This is a genomic window from Flavobacterium sp., from assembly GCF_041911335.1.
Taxonomy (GTDB): Bacteria; Bacteroidota; Bacteroidia; order Flavobacteriales; family Flavobacteriaceae; genus Flavobacterium.
Genome location: NZ_JAYRPD010000058.1, coordinates 1 through 22,631, shown reverse-complemented (window position 1 = coordinate 22,631; position 22,631 = coordinate 1). Strand labels below are relative to the sequence as shown.

Sequence of the window (22,631 nt, the reverse complement as noted above, 5' to 3'; positions counted from 1 at the left end):
ATTTACTTATTTAAAGCCAATTCAATAGCGTTTTCAAACAATTCTGGTAATGAAATTCCTGCTTCGCGAGCTTGTTGTGGTAAAATACTTTCTGTAGTTAAACCTGGAATTGTATTCATTTCTAACATGTGAGGTTCATTATTTACGATAATGAATTCACTTCTCGAAAAACCTTTCATCTTTAATACTTCGTAAGCTCTTTTGGCAACCGTTTCGATTTTTACTTTCAATTCATCGGAAATTCTAGCAGGCGTAATTTCTTTTGATTTGCCTAAATATTTCGCTTCGTAATCAAAAAAGTCGTTTTCGGATACGATTTCGGTAATTGGTAAAACCGTAACCGTTCCTTTATAATTAATTACACCAACAGAAACTTCTGTTCCGTCAAGGAAGCTTTCAATAATGATTTCATCGTCTTCTTTATAAGCGTTTTCAATAGCTGGAAGAAATTCTTCTTTAGTTTTTACTTTCGAAATTCCGAAACTTGAGCCTGATTTATTTGGTTTTACGAAACAAGGTAAGCCTACTTTCGCTAAAATTGTATCAATATTGATTTCATCACCTAAATTCAAATAATACGATTCCGCCGTTTTGATTCCGTAAGGCTTTAAAACAGACAACATATCACGTTTATTGAACGTTAATGCTGCTTGGTAATAATCGCAAGATGTTTGAGGCATATTGATTAATTCAAAATAAGCTTGCATCAAACCATCTTCACCTGGCGTTCCGTGAATTGCATTAAAAACCACATCAAAATTGATTTTCGTTCCATTTACGGTTACTGAAAAATCGTTTTTATCAATTGGGAATTCGGCATCATTTTCGTCCACATACACCCATTTTTCTTTAAAAATATGAATACGATACGGATTAAATTTAGCACGATTAATATTATTAAACACAACATTTCCGCTAGTTAACGAAATTTTGTACTCGCTAGAGTAGCCTCCCATGATAATGGCAACGTTTTTCATTTTTGAAATTCTAAAAGTGATACACAAAATTACATTATTTATTGAGATTTTACGTTCTTTTATTCGATTGCCAAAGAAATATTTTTGCAATTCATTCGTTTTAAAAAGGTGTAGAAATCAAAATGAATTGCTTCGTAAATTCTTTTTGATTTTTATATCTTTGTCAAAATATCATTTTGTATGAGTTTATTTAAATATTTAACTAGTAAAACATTTTTTACTCAAGTTTTTTTAGCGGCTACAATTGTGGTAGTTTTCACATTTTTAGTAATTCAGTTTTTAGATTTTAGAACCAATCATGGTCAGGAAATTAAAGTGCCCGATTTATCTAAAATGAAGTTGGAAATCGCTGAAGAAAAACTAAACGAATTAGATTTAGAAGTCTTCTTATTAGATACCGTTGAATTTAATGCAGATTTTCCACCTTTTACGATTTTAGAACAAGATCCAAAAGCAGGAAGTTTGGTTAAAGATGGTCGTAAAGTCTATGTAAAATTAAATGCTGGTGAATTTACCGATATCACAATTCCTGAATTTAAAGATAAAACGTTTCGACAAATTTCGGCTACAATAAAATCCCTGACTTTAAAAGAGGGAAAAATCACTTATAAACCGCACATTGCTAAGGATATTGTATTGCAAATTTTTCAAGATGGAAGGCGTTTAAGAGCAGGAGATAAGGTGAAGAAAAATTCAACATTGGATTTTGTATTAGGCGATGGAAAAGAAGTGTTTAACGAAGAAACTTTTAGTTCAGAAGAACCAGCCGATACATTACCACCAACAGAAGAAGCACAACCAGAAGAATTTAAAGAAGAAGATGGCGGATTATAATGTAGGAACTGAACTCGAAGACGAGTTATACGAACATCATCGTTTTGAAGCAAGCAAAGGGCAATCAGCCTTGCGTGTGGATAAATTTTTGATGAATATGATTGAAAATACTACTCGAAATAAAATACAACAAGCAGCAGAAAACGGTTCTATTTTAGTGAATGATGTTCCGGTGAAGTCTAATTACAAAGTAAAAGCAGGTGATGTTGTACGTTTAGTTTTAGCTCATCCAACTTACGAGCAATTACTAACACCCGAAAATATTCCGTTAGATATTGTATATGAAGACGACCAATTGTTGGTGATTAACAAACCAGCTGGAATGGTAGTGCATCCAGGACACGGAAATTATTCGGGAACTTTGGTGAACGCATTAGCATATCATTTTGAGAATTTACCTATGAATAGTTCGGAAAGACCAGGTCTAGTGCATCGAATTGATAAAGATACTTCAGGATTATTAGTGGTGGCTAAAACGGATTTTGCCATGGCGTATCTGACCAAACAATTTGCGGAGAAAACTTCTGAAAGAGAATATATTGCTTTGGTTTGGGGGAATATTGAAGAGGATGAGGGAACTGTGGAAGGAAATATCGGTCGTCATGACACGAATCGCATGCAAATGGCGGTTCATTCTGATGAAGAAAAAGGAAAACCTGCGGTAACTCATTATAGAGTTTTAGAACGATTTGGTTATGTCACTTTAGTTTCTTGTCAATTAAAAACAGGTAGAACACATCAAATTCGTGTGCACATGAAACACATTGGTCACACACTTTTTAATGATGAACGTTATGGAGGTGATTCCATATTAAAAGGAACGACGTTTACAAAATACAAGCAGTTTGTTGAGAATTGTTTCAAAGTGTTACCTAGACAAGCACTTCATGCCAAAACATTAGGATTTGAACATCCCATCACAAAAGAATTTTTACGTTTTGATTCTCCAATTCCACAAGATTTACAGGAATGCATTGATAAATGGAGGGTTTATTCAAAAGCGCAAACATTTACAGAAGAATAAAAGAAAATATTTAAAAATTAGAACCTCCAAATCAAAAGATAGTTGGAGGTTTTTTTATGGTACTATAATTAAATCTTATAACACTAATAAACCAACATTTGTATATTTTCGTACTTTTGAGAAACAGAAATAAGAAACTATGAAAATTGTTATATCACCAGCTAAATCTTTGAATTACGAGAGTCCGTTACCAATTTCAAATTACACAGAACCTGCTTTTTTGTCGAAATCGGAAACCATTCAAAAAACGTTAAAAAAGAAAAAACCGAAGCAATTAATGGAGCTTATGGATATTTCTGAGAAGTTGGCTGAATTAAATTGGCAACGCAATCAAGAATGGAGTGTTCCTTTTTTTCCTGAAAATGCACGTCCAGCAGTTTATGCTTTTGATGGTGATGTGTATACCGGATTAGACGTGTATTCGTTACCAACAGAAAAAGTTGATGTATTACAAGAAAAGTTACGCATTCTTTCAGGTTTGTACGGACTTCTAAAACCATTAGATTTAATGCAACCGTATCGTTTAGAAATGGGAACTTCTATTGCTATTGGAACCAAGAAAAACCTTTACGAATTCTGGAAGAAAACCATAACGGATACCTTAAATAAAGAACTTACTAAAGATGAATTGTTTCTAAATTTAGCTAGTAATGAATATTTTAGTGCAGTTGACACCAAGGCTTTAAAAGTTCCAGTGATTACGCCAGAATTCAAAGATTACAAAGACGGAAAACTGAAAATGATTAGTTTCTTCGCCAAAAAAGCAAGAGGAATGATGGTACGTTACATTATTGATACAAACGCCGAAACCATTGAAGATTTAAAAGGTTTTAATTACGAAGGTTACGCTTTTGATGCTAATTTAAGTAAAGGAAATACCTTGGTTTTTACAAGATAAATTTTAAAATAAAAAATCCCAAATTCTCTACAAATTTGGGATTTCTATTTTAAAATTCAATAAAATTACTTCACTTCTTCAGTTGGTGTAACTTCTGTAGAACTTGAAGCGTCTTTCGGCATATCTTCACCTTTTAAATACGTTGGTAAATTCAAACCAGCCATATTGAATAAATCATTTAATGGAGGAACGGTTTTCATCATTCCAGAAACGAAATTCGCAGTCGAACCATTACCATCTGTATTATTTCCTGAATCCCAAACGGTGATTTTATCAATTTTGATGTTTTTAACGGCTTCCACCTGAGTTTTAACTAATTCTGGTAATTTCTCGATTAATAACAATTGGAATGCTTTTGTTGGATCACCACCAGCAGCTCCAACTACTTCACGGTAACCTTCTGCTTGTTTCGTTAAGATTTCATACAAACCTTTTGCCTCTGCTTCCATTTTTGCAAAAATCGCATCAGCTTCTCCTTTTGCTTGCACTCTAATTCTCTCTGCTTCAGCTTGTGCATCGATAACGGCTTTTTGTTTTGCAATTTCTGCCGGAATTACAATATTCGCATTTTGTGTTGAACGTTCTCTTTCAGCACGCGCAGCTTCTGCTTTTTGTTCTGCTTGATACGCTTCTTCTAATGCTTTTGCTTGTTGTACTTTTTCAGATGCTAATGCAATACGTAATGCTTCTGCTTCTTTTTCACGTCTTGCTGCTTCTGATTGTGCAATAGCGATTTTTGCCTCATTTTCTCCTTGAATAGCAATTGCATTTGCTTCTGAAGTTGCTACACGAGTATCTCTTTGTGCTTCCGCTTTTCCGATGCTTTCATCTCTAAAAGCAGCAGCAATACTTACTTCTCTATCTTTATTGGTAACCGCAATTTTAACATCACGATCTCTGTGAGTTTCTGCAATTTGAACGTCTTTTTCTCTATCAGCAACTGCTTTTCCAGTTTCCCCGATTTTCTCTTGTTCCGCAACCGAAATTTTTGCTTCGTTTATCGCTTTTGCAGCAGCTTCTTTTCCTAAAGCTTCAATGTAACCTGATTCATCTTTAATATCGGTAACGTTAACGTTAATTAATTTTAAACCAATTTTCTTTAATTCAGAATCTACGTTTTTCGAAATGTTATCTAAGAATTTATCTCTATCCGAATTGATTTCCTCAATCGTCATTGTTGCGATAACCAAACGTAATTGTCCAAATAAAATATCTTTTGCCAATTCCTGAATTTGTTCTGGCGCCAAACCTAATAAACGTTCAGCAGCTGTATTCATACTATCTGTTTCAGTTGAAATCGCAATAGTAAATCGACACGGAACATCTACACGAATATTTTGACGAGAAAGCGCATTAGTTAAATTCGCTTCAATAGAAATTGGTTTTAAATCTAAAAATGAATAATCCTGAATTACAGGCCAAATAAAAGCACCACCACCATGAACACACTTAGCCGAAGTGCCGCCAGTTTTTCCATAAATAACTAAAATTTTGTCAGAAGGACATCTTTTGTATCGTGAAATTAAGGTCACGAAAGTAACGAATAGCACAAAAGCGGCTACAACAATAATGATAATTTGTGTCATATAAATAAAGGATTAGATTTTTTCTACGATAACTAAATTGTGCTCCACAGCTACTACTTTTACAGCGCTTCCTGAAGTTAATTTTTCGGATGAATTAGTGATGGCATCCAACTCATGAAACGAACCATTTACACTGATTTGAATTTTTCCTTTCCCTGATTTTGCTTCGGGAATTGTAAGATATACTTCAGCTGTTTTATTAATAGTATTTTCAATTTTGAAGCTATTGTCTTCCGAAAGTTTTAAAATTTGTTTGATTAATAAAAAGAAAACAGCCACAAAAAGAATTCCGACTAAAACCGAAATTCCAATTAGAATCGTTTTGTTTTCGATTGATTGATAAAACGAAATTCCAGTCCAACTAAATCCCAATAAAAAGTTGATTAAGTTGCGAAGGGTAAACAATTCAAATGGCATGTCGCCATCCCCTCCATCAGTATCGGCATCGGTTTCAGAACCGCTCAATCCAATGAAAGTGGAAATGGTTTGTAATAGAAAAAAGATACTTACCGGTAACGCAATGTACCAAAAAGCCTTGAGTAGTGGCTCGTAATGTTCAAGAAAGTTCATAGTTGTCAGTTGGTTTTGTAATTATACGATTACTTTTACAAAAAGTTGCAATTTACAAAAAATTACTATGAACTTTCTTAATTTTATTTGATTTTATTGATAAATTTAGAAATATCTGAAATCGGATTGTCTTTCAAAAAGTTGATAAATGCACTTCCAATAATCGCTCCTTTTTGATGTTTAGTTGCTTGTTGAAATGTTTCTTCATCTTTAATTCCAAAACCAACAATTTGGGGATTTTTCAGTTTTAAATCTGATATTCGTTTGAAGTAATCCATTTGTTCAGAACCAAAACCAGATTGACTTCCTGTAACGGCAGCCGAACTCACCATGTAAATAAAACTATCGGAAATCGCATCGATTTGTTGGATTCGTTCTTCCGAAGTTTGTGGCGAAATCAAAAAGATGTTTTTCAAATGGTATTTTTCGAAAATCGATTTGTATTCGGTTTCGTAAACAAATAGTGGTAAATCAGGAATGATTAAACCATCAATCCCAACTTCCGCACATTTTTGACAAAATTTCTCTATTCCGAATTGCATCATCGGATTAAAATAACCCATAATAATTAAAGGTATTTGAACCGATTTTCTGATGTCTTTCAATTGCTCAAATAGGAGCGAAGTCGTCATTCCGTTTTCGATAGCAATTGTAGAACTTTCTTGGATGGTTGGTCCATCGGCTAACGGATCGGAAAAAGGTAACCCAATTTCAATCATATCTACACCGTTTTTTTCCAATTCCTGAATAATGGAAATGGTGTCATTTAGTTTTGGAAATCCTGCTGTGAAATAAATGGAAAGCAGTTTTTTATTTTCTTGTAATTTTTGGTTGATTCTGTCCATATTATAAGATACTAAGTTTTGCCGCGAAGGCGCTAAGTCACGAAGTTTTTTTTAATAACTCTATGTTTAATTTTTTGTGAACTTTGTGCCTTCTTTGTGTCTTTGTGGTTAAATTTTAAAATAATCAATATAAGTATTCAAATCTTTATCTCCTCTTCCTGATAGGTTAATAATCACAATATCATTTGGTTGGAATTGTTTTTTATCCAAAACTGAAAAAGCATGAGCGGTTTCAATTGCTGGAATAATTCCTTCCGTTTTTGATACTTCTAATCCAGATTGCATGGCTTCGGAATCAGTTATAGCGATAAATTCTGCTCTTTTGGTATCGTGTAAATGGGCATGAAGTGGTCCAACCCCAGGGTAATCCAATCCAGCGGAAATAGAGTAGGGCTCTGTGATTTGTCCATCTTCGGTTTGCATTAACAAGGTTTTACTTCCGTGGATAATTCCAATTTTTCCTAAAACTGATGTCGCAGCACTTTCCCCTGAATCAACGCCATGTCCAGCCGCTTCCACAGCTATTAATTTCACCGCTTCGTCATCTAAAAATTCGTAAAAAGCACCAGCAGCATTACTTCCGCCACCCACACAAGCAATTACATAATCTGGATTTTCTTTGCCTTCCTGAACTAATAGTTGGGATTTAATTTCTTTAGAAATCACACTTTGAAATCGCGCTACCATATCAGGATAAGGATGAGGTCCAACCACCGAACCAATAATATAAAACGTATCAATCGGATTGTTAATCCAATCCCGAATCGCTTCATTTGTAGCATCTTTCAAGGTTTTTGACCCCGAAGTTGCAGCACGAACTTCAGCGCCTAGCATTTTCATACGAGCTACGTTTGGTGCTTGTCTTTTGATGTCTACTTCGCCCATATACACAATGCATTCTAATCCCATTAGCGCACAAACGGTTGCTGTCGCTACGCCATGTTGACCAGCGCCAGTTTCGGCAATGATTCGGGTTTTACCTAAACGTTTGGCTACTAAAATTTGACCGATAGTGTTGTTGATTTTGTGTGCTCCGGTGTGACATAAATCTTCTCGCTTTAAGTAGATTTTGGTATTGTATTTTTCGGATAAACGTTTGGCAAAATACAAAGGCGTTGGCCGACCTACAAATTGTTGTAACAAGTCGTTAAACTCTTCTTGAAAAGAAGGTTCGGCCATGATTTTTATGTAGTTTTCTTTCAGTTCTTCAACATTCGGATACAACATTTCAGGAATAAAAGCGCCTCCAAATTGGCCGTAAAATCCATTTTCGTCAACATTATATTTCATATAGCAATTTTTTAAATTTTTGTAATTTGATTATATTTTTAATTCCAGGTTTTTTCTCAAAACGACTGTTAACATCAATTGCGTAGCATTTTTTTGCAGCGGGTGATTTTAGAAATTCTTTTAATCCGTCAATTTCTGTAGTTCCAATTCCACCGCTTAAAAAGTAAGGAGTATCGCAGTGGTAGTTTTCCAATATTTTCCAATCGAAAGTAACTCCGTTTCCGCCAGGCAGTTTTCCTTTGGTATCAAAAAGAAAATAATCGACAGCTAATACATATTCCTTAACCAAAGAAAAATTGAAATTTGAATTCATAGAAAAAACTTTGATGACTTCAACACCAAGTTTTTTTACGTTTCTACAAAAAATAACCGATTCATTTCCATGTAATTGAATGACGTCTAATTGATATTGATTAATTTTTGCAGCAATTTCTTGTATGGACGCATCTACAAAAACACCTACTTTTTTTATGGTTTCTGGAAGTTCAGGAATAGCATCTAAAGTCATATTTCGTTTTGATTTTTCCCAAAAGATAAAACCAAGATAATTAGGTTGTAAAGCCGAAATTTCCGTGATGTTTTCGGTTTCTTTCATGCCGCAAATTTTTAGTTTCACATTCTTCATGACATTAATTTTTGAATGAGTTTTTGAGCTTCCAATCCTGGATTTTCGGTTTTCATGAAATGTTCTCCCATTAAAAAACCTTGATAGCCAAATTGTTGTAATTCTTTAACTGTATCAACTGAACTAATCCCACTTTCTGAAACTTTTACAAATTCATCTGGAATTTTAGTAGCTAATTCTTTGCTGTAATTCAAACTCACTTCAAAAGTTTTTAAATTGCGATTGTTTACGCCAATCATATCCAAACTTGGCATAATCGATTTTTCCAATTCTTCCAAATTGTGAACTTCCAATAAAACTTCTAATCCTAGACTTTGAGCAAATTCAGAAAGTTGTTTGATTTCTTTTCGAGTTAAAACCGCTGCAATTAATAGGATTACATCAGCTCCGTAAGCTTTGGCTTCTAAAATTTGATATTCATCTACAATGAATTCTTTTCGTAATAATGGAATATTTGCTGAAGCTTTTGCTAGCAATAAATCATCCAAACTTCCACCAAAATATTTAGCATCCGTCAAAACTGAAATTCCGCAAACACCAGCATTTTGGTAACCCAAAACCACATCTTCTACAGAATGATTATTATTGATAACCGATTTCGATGGCGAACGACGTTTATGTTCTGCAATAATTCCAGAAACACTATTTTTCAAAAGTTTACTTAATGAATAGGTTCGTGAGTTGAATAAAACAGAAGCTTCTAATTGTGAAACAGGAATAATATTTTTCTTTAATTCGACTTCTCTTTTTTTGTCGGTTATGATTTTATCTAAAATGTTCATGGTTAATTACTTATTGCGATTAATTTTTTCAATTTTTCCAATGCTTTTCCGCTGGCTAAACTTTCTTGCGCTTTTGTTAATGCTTCATCATAACTCGATTTTTCAACCGTTTGAATGGCGATGGCTGCATTAGCACAAACTACATTATTTTGAGCTGTTGTTCCTTTTCCAGAAATGACATCATAGAAAATTTTAGCTGATTCATCAACAGTCGCTCCGCCTTTGATAGTTTCTAGTTTACATTCGGGCAATTTGAAATCGGATGGTTTTAAAATTTGTTCGGATGTATTCGAAATGATTTTTACTTCATCGGTTAAGGAAACTTCGTCAAAGCCACTTAAACCATGTAAAATGGAGTAGTTGGTAGTAGTGTTTTGATACAAATAGGCATACATTCGAGCGAGTTCTAAACTGAAAACACCCACCATTTGATTTTGTGGAAACGATGGATTTACCATCGGTCCCAACATATTAAAAAACGTTTTCACGCCTAATTCTTTTCGAATCGGACCCACATTTTTCATAGCAGGGTGGAAGAGTGGTGCGTGCAAAATAGCAATATTTGTTTCTTCGATGGATTTGGTTAGGAAATCAGAATCGTTAGTAAATTTCACACCCATTTTTTCCATCACATTACTCGAACCAGAAATCGAAGAAACGCCATAATTTCCGTGTTTTGCAACTTTAATTCCAGCACCAGCAACAATAAAAGAAGCTAAAGTCGAAATATTGAAAGTGTCTTTACCATCGCCACCCGTTCCACACAAATCAATCGTGTTGTAATTGGAAAAATCAACCGGAATACACAATTCTAACAAAGCTTCACGGAAACCCGCTAATTCTTCAATGGTAATGCTTCGCATCATGTAAACCGTCATGAAAGCTGCAATTTGACTTGGATTGTAACTTCCCGAAGAAATATTGACCAAAACATCTTTGGCTTCCTCTTTGGTTAGGATTTCGTGTTGAATTAATCTGTTTAATATATTTTTCATTTCAGTAATTTTAATATTGGATATAAGTTGGGCTGTACTTCATTGATTTTGTATTAGTGAAGTAGGAAATTAAGCGTGTATGTTGTTGCTAATTAATGGCTAAGCCAATTTTCTAAGATTTTTTTTCCGTAAGGCGTTAAGACACTTTCAGGGTGATATTGAACACCACGAATATCAAAATGAGCGTGTTTCATTGACATAATTTGACCGTTTTCATCAGTAGAAGTTACGATTAAATCGACAGGAAGGTTTTCATTAGAAACGACCCAAGAATGGTAGCGTCCCACTTCGAATTCGTTTGGTAAGTCGTTGAAAATAAAGTCGTCTTCCGTTTTTGTGACTTTGGTTGCCACACCGTGATACACTTTTTCTAAATTGGTTAAAGTGCCACCAAAAACTTCTCCGATAGCTTGTAAACCTAAACAAACTCCTAAAATACTTTTGCTGGAAGCATATTTTTTGATAACCTCTTTCAATAAACCTGCTTCATCTGGAATTCCAGGTCCTGGCGAAAGTAGAATTTTATCAAATTTTTCTAGTTCATTCAATTCAAATTCGTCGTTTCTGAAAACGGTTACATCAGCGTTCAAATCTTCTAAATAGTGAACTAAATTATATGTAAAACTATCGTAATTGTCTATAACTGCTATTTTCATTTCTTTAATTTTTTTTCAATTTCAAGGGCAAATTCAATTTCAAAATTCAAGTTCTTTTTTTTGGAACACAGATTTAAGAAATTATTTAAATCTAAAAAGTCTCGACTTCGCTCGACTTGACAATTTGTTATTGAACTTGTTCTTGCACTTGTTTATATGTTTTCTGCTAAATCTAAAGCTTTTTGTAAAGCCCCTAACTTATTATACACCTCTTGCATTTCGTTTTCTTCGGATGAACTTTCTACAATTCCGGCACCAGCTTGGAAATGTAACGTATGGTTTTTACTCAAAAAGGAACGAATCATAATCGCGTGATTGAAATTGCCTTCAAAATCTAATACTCCGATGGCTCCACCGTAGAAACTTCGATTGGTTTTTTCGATGTTTTCAATCAATTGCATGGCTTTTACTTTTGGTGCTCCGGTTAAAGTTCCTGCAGGGAAAGTCTTCGCAACTAACTCCATAAAAGTATGATTTTCTTTTAATTTTCCCGATACTTTTGATACCAAATGAATCACGTGCGAGAAAAACTGCACTTCTTTGTATTTTTCTACTTTCACATCATGGCAACTTCGGCTTAAATCGTTTCTTGCTAAATCGACCAACATGACATGTTCGCTGTTTTCTTTGGTATCTTCGCCTAATTTTTTGGCTAATTCGGCATCTTGTTCGTCGTTTCCGGTGCGTTTGAACGTGCCTGCGATAGGATGAATTTCGGCATAATTGTTTTTGATTACTAATTGTGCTTCAGGTGATGAACCGAATATTTTGAAATTTCCGTAGTCGAAATAAAACAGATACGGTGAAGGATTGATGCTTCGTAAAGCACGATATACATTGAACTCATCACCTTTGAAACCTTGTGAAAATCTTCTAGATAAAACCAATTGAAAAACATCGCCTCGTAAACAGTGTTTTTTTGCTAACGAAACGTATTTTTTGAATTCGTCATCAGTTAAGTTAGAAGTTCCGTTTCCTGATTTTTGAAATGAAAAGGAAGCAAAGTTTTTCGCTTGTAATAATTGTTCGATTTCAGCGATATTGTTGCTTCCATCGAAACTATGACAGAATAAATACGCTTCGTTTTTGAAATGATTGATCGCGATGATATTCTGATAAACAGCGTAAAAAATTTCAGGAATTTCGTTTTCTGTTGATTTTTTAGCAATCGAAACTTTCTCAAAATACTGAATGGCATCGTAAGCTAAATAGCCAAATAATCCTTGTGTTATGAATTTAAAATCTGATTTTTCGGTTTCAAATTGATTAGAGAAATTTTCGATTTCTTTCGCTACGTTTACATCAGCATCAATCGGAATAATTTCTGAAAACCCATCTGGAAAATTCATTTCAATTTTTTGATTTTCAACTTTTATGGAAGCAATCGGATTGAAACAGATGTACGAAAAACTGTTGTCATTTGCATGATAATCCGAACTTTCTAATAAAATGCTATTCGGAAATTTATCGCGAATTTTTAAATAAACACTCACCGGCGTAATGGTATCGGCAAGAATTTGTTTGTAATTGGTATGTAATTTATATTTTTTCATAATTATGTGATTTTTGACAATAAAAAAAGGCTTGTCGTGATTGACAAGCCTTTTCTATGTATTTGGTTTTAAATTATACTATAGCAGGTTTTGCTCACGACGTTTGACGTAAGTTAGACCACCACCAAGTATTGTTTAAAATTGAAATCATTTTCTTAATTGTATGTTGCAAATATTTCTAATTAATTTTCGAATAAACAAATTTTTTAATATAAACTTGGATATTTTGTTGGATTAGCCTCATTCATAATCGCATATACTTTCTCAAAAATGTCTTCTGCAGAAGGTTTTGAGAAGTAATCACCATCGGTTCCATAAGCTGGTCGGTGTGCTTTTGATGTTAAGGTTTGAGGTGCGCTATCTAAATGTTTATAAGCATTTTGATTCTCTACAATTTCTTGTAAAATGTATGCACTTGCTCCACCAGGAACGTCTTCGTCAATTACTAACAAGCGATTTGTCTTTGCAACCGATTTCACAATATCGTGATTGATATCGAATGGTAATAACGATTGAATGTCAATAATTTCTGCGCTAATTCCAACTGATTCTAATTCGTTTGCTGCTTGTTCTACCAAACGTAATGTTGAACCGTAAGAAACTAACGTAATATCAGTTCCTGTTTTGATAGTTTCAACCACTCCAATAGGTGTTTTGAATTCGCCTAAGTTCGTTGGCATTTTTTCTTTCAAACGGTAACCATTCAAACATTCAACTACTAATGCAGGTTCGTCTGTTTCTAATAAAGTATTGTAAAAACCAGCTGCTTTGGTCATGTTTCTTGGAACTAAAACGTGAATTCCTCTAATCGCATTGATAATCATTCCCATTGGAGAACCTGAATGCCAAACACCTTCTAAACGGTGACCACGAGTTCTGATGATTAACGGTGCTTTTTGGCGGCCCGCTGTTCTGTATTGTAATGTCGCTAAATCATCACTCATGATTTGAATAGCGTACAACAAATAATCTAAATATTGAATTTCGGCAATTGGACGTAATCCTCGCATTGCCATTCCGATTCCTTGACCTAAAATCGTAGCTTCACGAATTCCTACATCGGCAACACGTAATTCTCCGTATTTTTCTTGCATTCCTTCTAAACCTTGGTTTACGTCACCAATATTTCCAGAATCTTCACCAAAAATCAACGTTTCTGGATATTTTGAGAAGATAGCATCGAAGTTGTCTCTTAAAACCAAACGCGCATCTACATCTTCAGCAGTTGCATCGTAAGTTGGAGCTACTTCTTTCGTTTTTAAAACCGTTTTATCCGATTGCGAAAATAAATGCGAACTGAATTTTGGTTGGATTTTCTCCGTATAATTTTCAATCCAAGTAGCTAAAGTAGCACGTGTATTTTCTTTGATAATCATGCGCAACACTTTACGGGCTGCCACTAAAATATCTTTACGAATAGGTTCTTTTATTGAAGCAACATCATTAGCGATTTTCTCAATAAAAACTTTATTTTCACTTTGTGAAGCGATGGTGTTTAGTAAACCAACTAATTCTTGTTGTTCAGCTTTAATTGGAGCAGTAAAGTTTGTCCAAGCTACTTTTTTACCTTCTAAAACGTCTTTTTTAGCTTGGCTATCAATCTCATCTAATTCTTCAGAAGTAGCAATATTATTATCGATTAACCAAGTTTTCATTTTAGCTAAACAGTCAAATTCTGCTTCCCAAGCTAAACGTTCTGCATTTTTGTAACGCTCATGACTTCCAGAAGTTGAATGCCCTTGCGGTTGCGTTAATTCTTGAACGTGAACTAAAACTGGAACGTGTTCTTCACGAGCAATTTGCGATGCTTTTTGATACGTTTCTACTAAAGCTGGGTAATCCCAACCTTTAACACGTAAGATTTCGTAACCGTTGTTTTCTTCATCGCGTTGGAAACCTTTTAAGATTTCTGAGATGTTTTCTTTTGTGGTTTGATGACGTGCGTGAACTGAAATTCCGTATTCGTCATCCCAAACGCTCATTACCATTGGCACTTGTAAAACACCAGCAGCATTAATCGTTTCGAAGAATAAACCTTCTGAAGTTGAAGCATTTCCGATAGTTCCCCAAGCCACTTCGTTTCCGTTTTCTGAGAAGTTAGTTTGGTTGATACCTGAAACATTTCTGTATATTTTTGAAGCCTGAGCCAATCCTAACAAACGCGGCATTTGCCCAGCAGTAGGGGAGATATCAGAACTCGAATTTTTTTGTTGGGTTAAGTTTTTCCAATTTCCGTTTTCGTCTAATGAATGCGTTGCAAAGTGTCCGCCCATTTGACGACCAGCACTCATTGGATCAAAATTAATATCGGTATGACCATATAATCCAGCGAAGAATTGCTCGATATTCATAGCACCAATTGCCATCATAAACGTTTGGTCGCGGTAGTATCCTGAACGAAAATCTCCATTTTGAAACGCTTTCGCTAATGCCAATTGAGGCACTTCTTTTCCATCGCCAAAAATTCCAAATTTAGCTTTACCAGTTAAAACTTCTTTTCTTCCTAGAAGACTACATTCTCTACTGATTCTGGCGATTTTATAATCGTTAAGGACTTCTTTTTTGAAATCTTCAAAAGAAACTACTTCCGATGTTGTTGCTGTTTTCATATGCCGTTTGTACGAAATTGATAATTCAACAAATTTAATTAAAACGACTTATAAAACAATACTAGAGATGATATTTTTTTAATTATTATTAAATTATCAATGATTTTGATTTGAAAAACGCAATGAATTCATTAAAAAATAACTTTTAATTATTGAATTATTAAAAATATAGACAAAAATCTATTAAAACCATTTTCTGGTAAATAGTGAAATTAATGTTTTAGGAGTTAGGGTCACTACAAAACGAATTTGTTGACCATAGTTAACATCGTCAAGTGCAAATCCGTTTGAAGAATAGACGGGTAAGAAAAGTTCAAAATAATCAGGAACTAAGTTTAAATGTAAACCGGAATCGTAAACAAATTTCGCACTTGAATATTGATTTTTAAACATTCCGGCATCGCCATAAATTTGAATCCAATTCCAAATATTGAAAGTTCCGTTTATGGTAGTCATCCATTGGTTGGCAAATCTTGTATCTAATTTAGACTTGAATCCACCTTCAGCATAAACGTATTGTTGGCTGTAAATCCCAATAGTTTCGCTTCTTCCTAATAAATTATAATCGAACATATAATCATTAGGCCTATCTAATCCGAAGCTAAAAAAGTCGGAATTCGTACTTCTAAACATAAAGGCACCGGCAAAAAATCGTAAACTAATTTGGCGATTGTTTTCGAAGAGTTTTCGATAATGTACTTCGGTTGCTATTTTTCCGAAGGAATTTGATATTTGTAGATCATTTAAGATGGAAAAGTGTTTGGTTCCTTCTGATTGGTAATTTCCATATTTTAGATTAAAAACATTGTAATTTTCTGTATTGGAATCGGTTACAAATTCTGATTTTTCTCGGTTTACATATACTTGTCGTAATTGAATGAATTCATTCTTATTGACTCTTAAATTTTCATCTCTAAATCTAAATTGAACAATTGGAACAAAATTGGTATAAAAAGCATCTTTGGTGTAATGAAAACGGCTTCCAGTAACTAAATATCGAATATTGTATAATTTTCCTTTCTCTCTAATATTATCTTCAACAACAGCAGAGAATTTTCCAACGAGTGTTCCGGTATTACTTGAGTACATTGGAGTTGCGCTAAAAGTAAACGGCTTGTTTAAAATGGAGCGATTGTTGAATCGCATTCCTAGAGCAATTCCGTCATAAATATTAAATTCAACTTCGGGAACAAAGAAAAGTTGGTTGTAATGAGGTTCCTCTAAGTCTTTAAAAAATAAAAATTTAAAGGGTCTGTTATTGAAAAAGAAACCTTTTAGTGATTTCCAGTTGTTTCTAAGATTGTATTCGGGTACTTCGTTGTAATAGTTCAACGTAAGTTTGTCAGCATCAAATCTCGGAATTACAATCGTGGAATCTGAAGTGATATTGGTAATCCAACTCTTATGAACCACTTTATTATCCTTCATGTGATAAAGAGAAATAGGAACATTTGTTCCCGTTTTATTTATGATGTTAACCGATAGCGAATCTTTTGATTTAGTTACTTTTCCAAACTTATAATCAATCAAATCGCGAGTTTCTATAACGGTTCTAAAAAACCAGTTAATATCTTTTGGACTATTTTTCAGTAAAACGGTTTCAAACTGACGTGAATTTGTTCCAAAATATTGGTTTTCTTGAATGTATTCTTTAATCGTTTTATGAACAATGTCATTTCCTAAATAACTGTCTAAATATTTAAGACTCAAACCTGCTCGATATTTACTTGCAATTTGTTCATTGAATTTTATCAGTTTATTTTTTGGCTCATTTAAAGGTTGGTCCAAATTTTTTCGCGCCATCAACATGTACAAGTAGTTGTATTGTTGGTTAAAATCCAAGTTGATAAAATGGTAGGGTTTTAATATTTTTAAATTTGCCACATTTCCCGTCATTTTAAGGTCTGGAAAATATTCATCGGCATATTGCATCATTAGAAATATTTGAATTCCATCATAAATCCAATAATCGCGTCTTTGATTTAGGTTTAAGTTTTCCTTTAAATAATTGTTTAAATAGGTTTTTAAAAATTTCAATTCAAACATTAAGTTGTCAGAAAACGGACTCAAAAAACTTGGTAATTGATTTAATCCATAGAATGGTTGACGTGCATAATCTTCTTGTGAAATTAAAATCTTTGAAGCAATCGGTAATCCTAATTTTGAAGCTGTGAATCTACTCACTCGATCAAAAATAATGGCTTTGTCAATGTCACTCACTCTTTTGTCATCAATTCCACAACTTACTTCAATAATTTCATTTCTATAAGTTTGATATGTAAGAACAGGTTGAAGAACCAATTCGACTTCACTTTTGTTTTCAGTTTGTAAAGTAATTTTTTTTGTTTCAGCTTGCTCAATGGAATTGGTTTCCAATAGATTACTTGCTAAATTGAAGTTATTTGGCAGTTCAAATTCTATATTAAAATCGGAAAAAGCATTAGGAATATCGTCTAAGTTTTCATTGCTCTGCTGCACGAATTGTTTGTGTTCAAATCGAGAAGGGTTTAAGTACCAGTTTTTTAATATGATTCGTCCATCATTATAGTAGCCGTATTTGGTAAATTTTGAGTCTGGAATTTTAACAGTGTAAACCAATGTAAAGGTTTGTTTTGAACAAGGTAAAATAGGTTGGTTTAGTTCTATTTTAATTAAATCAACTTTCCCATTTGGTCTTTTCCAATTTACAGATTGATAATTAGCATCTACAACTGTTTTTATTACTGTAAACCCTCTTTCTTTTTCAGTTGCTAAATGAAATGCTCTCACATATTCATCGGAATATTTTTTTGCTAATGCAGAAGATTTTGAGGAGAAGGCATTATTCCAATCGTTAAGAATAATATGGTCTAAAGTATCGTTACTAGTATTGTTAAAAGTTAAAATCTGTTTAATCAATAGCGTTTTATCTTCTGTATTAACTCTAACAATCATTCTAGTAGAATGTTGAGAGATAACAAGAATTGGAAATAAGAAAATGATTATTTTAATAATATATTTCAAAATTAATTTATCAGTTTTATTGTTAGATGGCAAACAAAGCAAAAAGTTGCTTAACGACTGCAAAATATAAAAATACTCGTACAATAGCCTTAAAAAATGCTTAAAATTAATAAGTATTGTTAAAAAATGATGGTGCTTTCATTTTTATATTCGTATTTTTGATAAAATTAGTTTTTATGCCCCAAAAATTACTTACACTATTATTCCTTATGTTAGGAATGTTTAACTACTCTCAAGTTGTTATTAACGAGGTAGATGCAGATAATCCTGGAAGTGATGTTAAGGAATTTATTGAATTAAAATCATCTACACCAAATTTTCCTTTGGATGGTTATGTACTCGTTTTTTTTAATGAATCAAATTCTTCTAGCTATTACACCTATGATTTAGATGGTTTTGTAACAGACATAAACGGAATTATTCATTTTGGAAATGTTATGGTTGAGCCTTCTCCAGCAGGTAATATTCCAAATAATAAAATTCAAAACGGACCAGATGTAGTAGCATTATATCTTGGCAATGGTTCTGATTTTCCATACACAACTACTACAGGAACTTTGGCAACTCTAATAAATTTAGTAGATGCGGTTGCTTATTCAAATAGTAATACTGCAGTGGCAACAAATTTAATGTCGATTTTAAATTTATCAGTAAGTTCTGCCGATATTGAAACATCAACTTCGGTTTCAAAATCAATTCAAAGAAAAAATGATGGTACTTATGAGGTTAAAGCTCCAACACCAGGAGTTAATAATGACGGAAGTGGAATAGTATTAAATTATGTTTCTGTTTCAACTTCTCAAACAAGTTATAATGAAGGAAACAACTTTGATATTGTTTTTACGACAAGTCAGCCCGTTACTACTGCAGACCTCAATATAAATTTCTCTATTAATAATGGTAATTTTAACAATAGCGATTATTCGGGAAATTTATTTGTTACAATTCCAATAGGTCAAAGCTCAGCTCAAACTAACATTATTTTAACAGACGATAGTTTTGATGAGGGAGATGAAGAAATGTTAATTAATGTTCAACCATTATCTTTAGGTTATGTTTCAAATAATAATAATATTACAGTAAGAGTTTACGATAACGATTTTATTGTTCAATCCTATGGAACCCCTTTAAATCCAACTTATGGATTAGTTACACCAACAATTCCAGTAGGATATTATGATTCATTAGAAGGATTATCAGGAAGTGCTTTAAAGCAAGCGCTACAAGATATAATTGCAAATCCAGCGGTTGTTCGAGCACATAGTTATGGTGATATTTGGGAAATACTCAAAAGTGCTGATATAAATCCTGAAAATAGTAATCAAGTTTGGATGTATTATGTTGAGTCACCAAAACCAAAATTAGATCAGCAAGTTGGAAGTAGTGGTGTAGGAAAATGGGTAAGAGAGCATGTTTTTGCGCAAGCAAGAGGAGGTTTTTCTGGAGGAACATCCTCTACTGCAGATGGAATTAATATTTGGTTGCCAACAAATGCAAATGATATTTTATCTGCTCATTCAGATGCACATCACTTACACGCTGAAGATGGACAAGAAAATATTATTAAAAGTAATAAAGATTTTGGTTTAGGAGATTATAATGGACCATTGGGAACACAAGGAAAATGGAAAGGAGATGTAGCAAGATCATTGTTTTATATGGCTGTTAGATATAACGCATTAAGTTTAGTTAATGGTAATCCATCAGATATTTCAGGAAACCAAATATTAGGTGATTTAGCTACTTTACTAACTTGGAATACAACCGACCCAAGAGACGATTTTGAAATGAATCGTAATAATTACATCTACACTTGGCAAATGAATCGTAATCCATTTATAGATTATCCTAGTTTAGCTGATTATATTTTTGGAGCTAATTTTGGTCAGCCATGGTTTTCTACTTTATCGACTCAAACTCCAATTGATAATAGAGTAGCAATTTATCCAAATCCAGCCTCTGAATACTTAATTATTTCTGGTTTAGAAGGAACTTCAAAAGTGGAAATTTATACCATTACAGGACAGTTACTTCAGACAGAAAATTTTGAAAACGAAACACGTGTCAAGTTAGATTTAAATGCCGGAATGTACTTGGTTAAAGTGACAAATGGAGTTCAAAACACAACTAAAAAAATCATTGTAAAATAGCGTTAAATTTATTTTTAAAAATATGTTAAAACAAGTTAAAATTTCCTAATAACATAATTTTTGGCAGTATTATTGGGTTATTAATAAAAGTAACTATTAAATTTAATCACTATGGAAACTAGTAAAAACAGAATAGCAACGCTTTTTGGGGTATTAATTTTAGTATTTATGTTGGTTGTGCCAACAGACGTTTTTTCACAAGGGCCACCACCTTGGGCGCCTGCTCATGGGTATAGAGCAAAAACAAGACATATTTACTTTCCCGACCAAAATATGTATTATGACATTCAAAAAGGAACTTATATTTATTTCAATAACGGAAAATGGTCGGTAAGTGTAAAAGTTCCTTCAATTTTTGTTGGAATTAATTTAGGTAGAAGTACTCAAATAGAATTAGATTTTTATGGCGACAGACCTCAACGTTATAATTATTCACACAAAACAAAATATAAAGTAAAAAAACACAAAGGTCATAATCACCACCATCATCACCATAAAAAAGGAAAAGGGAATAATGGGAATGGAAATAATGGAAAAGGAAATGGTAAATAATAAAAAAGGTCAGATTTAAAATCTGACCTTTTTGTTTTTATATTCCGGCTATTTCTTTCAGTTCCTTAACAAATCGTTCTGCTAAAACATCAGCTTCTGTTTGTGTTGGTGCTTCTGTGTAAATTCTAATAATTGGTTCTGTATTTGATTTTCTTAAATGCACCCATTCTGTTGGGAAATCAATTTTAACTCCGTCAATAGTGGAAATGTTTTCCGATTTGTATTTTTCGGTTAACGTAGCTAAAACATTGTCTACATCAATTTGAGGAGTTAATTCGATTTTGTTTTTACTCATGTAATATTGAGGAAAACTTGCTCTAATTTCTGCAACTGTTTTATCTTGGTTCGCTAAATACGTTAAAAATAAAGCTGCTCCAACAATACTATCTCTGCCGTAATGCGACGATGGATAAATGATTCCGCCATTTCCTTCACCACCAATGATTGCATTGGTTTTCTTCATTAATTCTACCACATTTACTTCTCCTACAGCGCTCGCTTGATAGGTTCCGCCGTGTTTTTCGGTAATATCGCGTAAAGCACGAGAAGACGACATGTTGGAAACTGTATTTCCTGGAGTTTTCGATAAAACATAATCCGCAACAGCAACTAAAGTATATTCTTCACCAAACATTTCACCATCATTTGAAATGAAAGCTAATCTATCCACATCTGGGTCAACCACGATTCCGAAATCAGCTTTTTCTTCTACAACTAATTTGCAAATATCACCCAAATGTTCTTTTAAAGGTTCTGGGTTGTGAGGAAAATGGCCGTTTGGTTCGCAATATAATTTTACCACTTCAACGCCCATTTGTTCTAATAAATTTGGGATAATAATTCCACCAGAAGAATTTACACCATCCACAACTACTTTGAATTTCTTAGTTTTTACCAACTCAGCATCAACCAAAGGCAATTCTAATACTTCATCAATGTGAATATCCATGTAAGCATGATTTTCAGTAACTTCTCCTAATGAATCCACATCAGCAAAATCAAAGGCTTCGGCTTCGGCAATTTCTAGAATTTTTGCTCCATCGGCACCACTTAAAAATTCGCCTTTTGCATTCAATAATTTCAAAGCATTCCATTGTTTTGGATTATGTGAAGCTGTTAAGATAATTCCGCCATCCGCTTTTTCCATAGGAACTGCAATTTCAACCGTTGGAGTAGTAGACAAACCTAAATCGATAACATCAATTCCTAATCCAACTAATGTATTCACCACCAAATTATGAATCATTGGTCCCGAAATTCTAGCATCTCGACCAATAACTACTTTTAATTTATCTTTTGCAATGTTCTGTTTTAGAAAGGTTCCGTAAGCAGAAGCAAATTTTACCGCATCAACCGGAGTTAAATTATCACCCACTTTTCCGCCAATGGTTCCACGAATTCCTGATATTGATTTTATTAATGTCATTTTTTTGTTTAAAAGGTTACAGGTTTAAAAGGTTAATAGTAAACCGAATTGTGTCACAAATATAAAAAGTTAGAAATTGGAATTCGTCAAAAATTAGAAAGATTTTTATATATTTACACTACCGTCCGAAAGTTTAATTTTTAAAAGTGCCTGAGAATGATTTATTTTGAAAAAACTTTCAAAAATTTTCAAACATGTCACTCTTCAGGCGTTCCAAAAATACAAATAAACCTATACTTGGGCAAATATTATCATT

General features: G+C 33.4%; 18 protein-coding genes. 5 read left to right on the top strand and 13 right to left on the bottom strand.

All coding sequences use genetic code 11. The features are described from left to right. Positions 1 to 2: 2 nt before the first annotated feature. Positions 3 to 977 (bottom strand): D-alanine--D-alanine ligase, encoded by a 975-nt coding sequence (locus ACE3PD_RS09775; protein WP_374401947.1) that lies wholly within the window; start codon positions 975 to 977, stop codon positions 3 to 5. 180 nt (positions 978 to 1,157) lie between these two features. Between ACE3PD_RS09775 and ACE3PD_RS09770 the strand changes: the two genes are divergently transcribed. The 3 genes from ACE3PD_RS09770 (at position 1,158) to yaaA (ending at position 3,733) form a co-directional block, all read left to right on the top strand. After that, on the top strand, positions 1,158 to 1,811 hold the full coding sequence (locus ACE3PD_RS09770) for a PASTA domain-containing protein (protein WP_374401945.1): 654 nt from the start codon (positions 1,158 to 1,160) through the stop codon (positions 1,809 to 1,811). Further along, complete coding sequence (locus tag ACE3PD_RS09765) at positions 1,798 to 2,835, top strand: RluA family pseudouridine synthase (RefSeq protein WP_374401943.1); 1,038 nt, start codon at positions 1,798 to 1,800, stop codon at positions 2,833 to 2,835. Before ACE3PD_RS09770 ends, ACE3PD_RS09765 begins: the two co-directional genes overlap by 14 nt. A 139-nt stretch (positions 2,836 to 2,974) precedes the next feature. Next, the gene (gene yaaA / locus ACE3PD_RS09760) at positions 2,975 to 3,733 is read left to right on the top strand and encodes a peroxide stress protein YaaA (protein WP_374401941.1); all 759 of its coding nucleotides are present in this window, start codon (positions 2,975 to 2,977) and stop codon (positions 3,731 to 3,733) included. 65 nt (positions 3,734 to 3,798) lie between these two features. Here the strand turns inward: yaaA and ACE3PD_RS09755 are convergent, their stop codons facing one another. The 11 genes from ACE3PD_RS09755 to ACE3PD_RS09705 all read right to left on the bottom strand — a co-directional run bounded on the left by ACE3PD_RS09755 (position 3,799) and on the right by ACE3PD_RS09705 (position 18,178). Then, positions 3,799 to 5,319 carry a flotillin family protein gene (locus tag ACE3PD_RS09755; RefSeq protein WP_374401939.1) on the bottom strand — a complete coding sequence of 507 codons (1,521 nt, stop codon included), beginning with the start codon at positions 5,317 to 5,319 and terminating at the stop codon, positions 3,799 to 3,801. A gap of 12 nt (positions 5,320 to 5,331) precedes the next feature. After that, a complete protein-coding gene (locus ACE3PD_RS09750; RefSeq protein ID WP_374401937.1) occupies positions 5,332 to 5,889 on the bottom strand; it encodes an NfeD family protein in 558 nt (185 codons plus the stop codon). 83 nt (positions 5,890 to 5,972) lie between these two features. Beyond that, entirely contained in the window at positions 5,973 to 6,734 is a 762-nt protein-coding gene (trpA, locus tag ACE3PD_RS09745; RefSeq protein WP_374401934.1) for a tryptophan synthase subunit alpha, read from the bottom strand. Between the two features lie 108 nt (positions 6,735 to 6,842). Then, a complete protein-coding gene (gene trpB, locus ACE3PD_RS09740) occupies positions 6,843 to 8,024 on the bottom strand; it encodes a tryptophan synthase subunit beta (protein WP_374401932.1) in 1,182 nt (393 codons plus the stop codon). Next, positions 8,014 to 8,649, bottom strand: a complete 636-nt coding sequence (locus ACE3PD_RS09735) for a phosphoribosylanthranilate isomerase (protein ID WP_374401930.1) — start codon at positions 8,647 to 8,649, stop codon at positions 8,014 to 8,016. Before ACE3PD_RS09735 ends, trpB begins: the two co-directional genes overlap by 11 nt. Then, positions 8,646 to 9,431 (bottom strand): indole-3-glycerol phosphate synthase TrpC, encoded by a 786-nt coding sequence (gene trpC / locus ACE3PD_RS09730; protein WP_374401928.1) that lies wholly within the window; start codon positions 9,429 to 9,431, stop codon positions 8,646 to 8,648. The genes ACE3PD_RS09735 and trpC overlap by 4 nt, the downstream gene beginning before the upstream one ends. Positions 9,432 to 9,433: 2 nt before the next feature. Further along, complete coding sequence (trpD, locus tag ACE3PD_RS09725) at positions 9,434 to 10,426, bottom strand: anthranilate phosphoribosyltransferase (RefSeq protein ID WP_374401926.1); 993 nt, start codon at positions 10,424 to 10,426, stop codon at positions 9,434 to 9,436. Positions 10,427 to 10,518: 92 nt separating this feature from the next. Further along, the gene (locus ACE3PD_RS09720) at positions 10,519 to 11,082 is read right to left on the bottom strand and encodes an aminodeoxychorismate/anthranilate synthase component II (RefSeq protein WP_374401924.1); all 564 of its coding nucleotides are present in this window, start codon (positions 11,080 to 11,082) and stop codon (positions 10,519 to 10,521) included. 152 nt (positions 11,083 to 11,234) lie between these two features. Continuing rightward, positions 11,235 to 12,635 carry an anthranilate synthase component I family protein gene (locus ACE3PD_RS09715; RefSeq protein ID WP_374401922.1) on the bottom strand — a complete coding sequence of 467 codons (1,401 nt, stop codon included), beginning with the start codon at positions 12,633 to 12,635 and terminating at the stop codon, positions 11,235 to 11,237. A gap of 206 nt (positions 12,636 to 12,841) precedes the next feature. Beyond that, the gene (locus tag ACE3PD_RS09710) at positions 12,842 to 15,244 is read right to left on the bottom strand and encodes a thiamine pyrophosphate-dependent enzyme (RefSeq protein WP_374401921.1); all 2,403 of its coding nucleotides are present in this window, start codon (positions 15,242 to 15,244) and stop codon (positions 12,842 to 12,844) included. 183 nt (positions 15,245 to 15,427) lie between these two features. Beyond that, complete coding sequence (locus tag ACE3PD_RS09705) at positions 15,428 to 18,178, bottom strand: aminopeptidase (protein ID WP_374401919.1); 2,751 nt, start codon at positions 18,176 to 18,178, stop codon at positions 15,428 to 15,430. Between the two features lie 245 nt (positions 18,179 to 18,423). On the opposite strand from ACE3PD_RS09705, the gene ACE3PD_RS09700 reads away from it, so the two are divergent. Both ACE3PD_RS09700 and ACE3PD_RS09695 read left to right on the top strand, forming a co-directional pair. Further along, the gene (locus tag ACE3PD_RS09700) at positions 18,424 to 20,397 is read left to right on the top strand and encodes an endonuclease (RefSeq protein ID WP_374401917.1); all 1,974 of its coding nucleotides are present in this window, start codon (positions 18,424 to 18,426) and stop codon (positions 20,395 to 20,397) included. 111 nt (positions 20,398 to 20,508) lie between these two features. Further along, positions 20,509 to 20,949, top strand: a complete 441-nt coding sequence (locus ACE3PD_RS09695) for a hypothetical protein (protein WP_374401915.1) — start codon at positions 20,509 to 20,511, stop codon at positions 20,947 to 20,949. Between the two features lie 37 nt (positions 20,950 to 20,986). Here ACE3PD_RS09695 and glmM read toward each other — a convergent pair whose 3' ends face one another. Next, a complete protein-coding gene (gene glmM, locus ACE3PD_RS09690) occupies positions 20,987 to 22,375 on the bottom strand; it encodes a phosphoglucosamine mutase (RefSeq protein ID WP_374401913.1) in 1,389 nt (462 codons plus the stop codon). Positions 22,376 to 22,631 lie beyond the last annotated feature (256 nt).

Excerpts from the sequence above, each read along its gene's own strand:
- trpD (WP_374401926.1), bottom strand. The coding sequence starts at position 10,426 with ATGAAAAATATATTAAACAGATTAATTCAACACGAAATCCTAACCAAA.
- ACE3PD_RS09775 (WP_374401947.1), bottom strand. The coding sequence starts at position 977 with ATGAAAAACGTTGCCATTATCATGGGAGGCTACTCTAGCGAGTACAAA.
- trpC (WP_374401928.1), bottom strand. The coding sequence starts at position 9,431 with ATGAACATTTTAGATAAAATCATAACCGACAAAAAAAGAGAAGTCGAA.
- ACE3PD_RS09700 (WP_374401917.1), top strand. The coding sequence starts at position 18,424 with ATGCCCCAAAAATTACTTACACTATTATTCCTTATGTTAGGAATGTTT.
- ACE3PD_RS09755 (WP_374401939.1), bottom strand. The coding sequence starts at position 5,319 with ATGACACAAATTATCATTATTGTTGTAGCCGCTTTTGTGCTATTCGTT.
- ACE3PD_RS09710 (WP_374401921.1), bottom strand. The coding sequence starts at position 15,244 with ATGAAAACAGCAACAACATCGGAAGTAGTTTCTTTTGAAGATTTCAAA.
- ACE3PD_RS09705 (WP_374401919.1), bottom strand. The coding sequence starts at position 18,178 with ATGATTGTTAGAGTTAATACAGAAGATAAAACGCTATTGATTAAACAG.
- ACE3PD_RS09750 (WP_374401937.1), bottom strand. The coding sequence starts at position 5,889 with ATGAACTTTCTTGAACATTACGAGCCACTACTCAAGGCTTTTTGGTAC.
- trpB (WP_374401932.1), bottom strand. The coding sequence starts at position 8,024 with ATGAAATATAATGTTGACGAAAATGGATTTTACGGCCAATTTGGAGGC.
- trpA (WP_374401934.1), bottom strand. The coding sequence starts at position 6,734 with ATGGACAGAATCAACCAAAAATTACAAGAAAATAAAAAACTGCTTTCC.
- ACE3PD_RS09735 (WP_374401930.1), bottom strand. The coding sequence starts at position 8,649 with ATGAAGAATGTGAAACTAAAAATTTGCGGCATGAAAGAAACCGAAAAC.
- ACE3PD_RS09695 (WP_374401915.1), top strand. The coding sequence starts at position 20,509 with ATGGAAACTAGTAAAAACAGAATAGCAACGCTTTTTGGGGTATTAATT.
- glmM (WP_374401913.1), bottom strand. The coding sequence starts at position 22,375 with ATGACATTAATAAAATCAATATCAGGAATTCGTGGAACCATTGGCGGA.
- ACE3PD_RS09720 (WP_374401924.1), bottom strand. The coding sequence starts at position 11,082 with ATGAAAATAGCAGTTATAGACAATTACGATAGTTTTACATATAATTTA.
- ACE3PD_RS09765 (WP_374401943.1), top strand. The coding sequence starts at position 1,798 with ATGGCGGATTATAATGTAGGAACTGAACTCGAAGACGAGTTATACGAA.
- yaaA (WP_374401941.1), top strand. The coding sequence starts at position 2,975 with ATGAAAATTGTTATATCACCAGCTAAATCTTTGAATTACGAGAGTCCG.
- ACE3PD_RS09715 (WP_374401922.1), bottom strand. The coding sequence starts at position 12,635 with ATGAAAAAATATAAATTACATACCAATTACAAACAAATTCTTGCCGAT.
- ACE3PD_RS09770 (WP_374401945.1), top strand. The coding sequence starts at position 1,158 with ATGAGTTTATTTAAATATTTAACTAGTAAAACATTTTTTACTCAAGTT.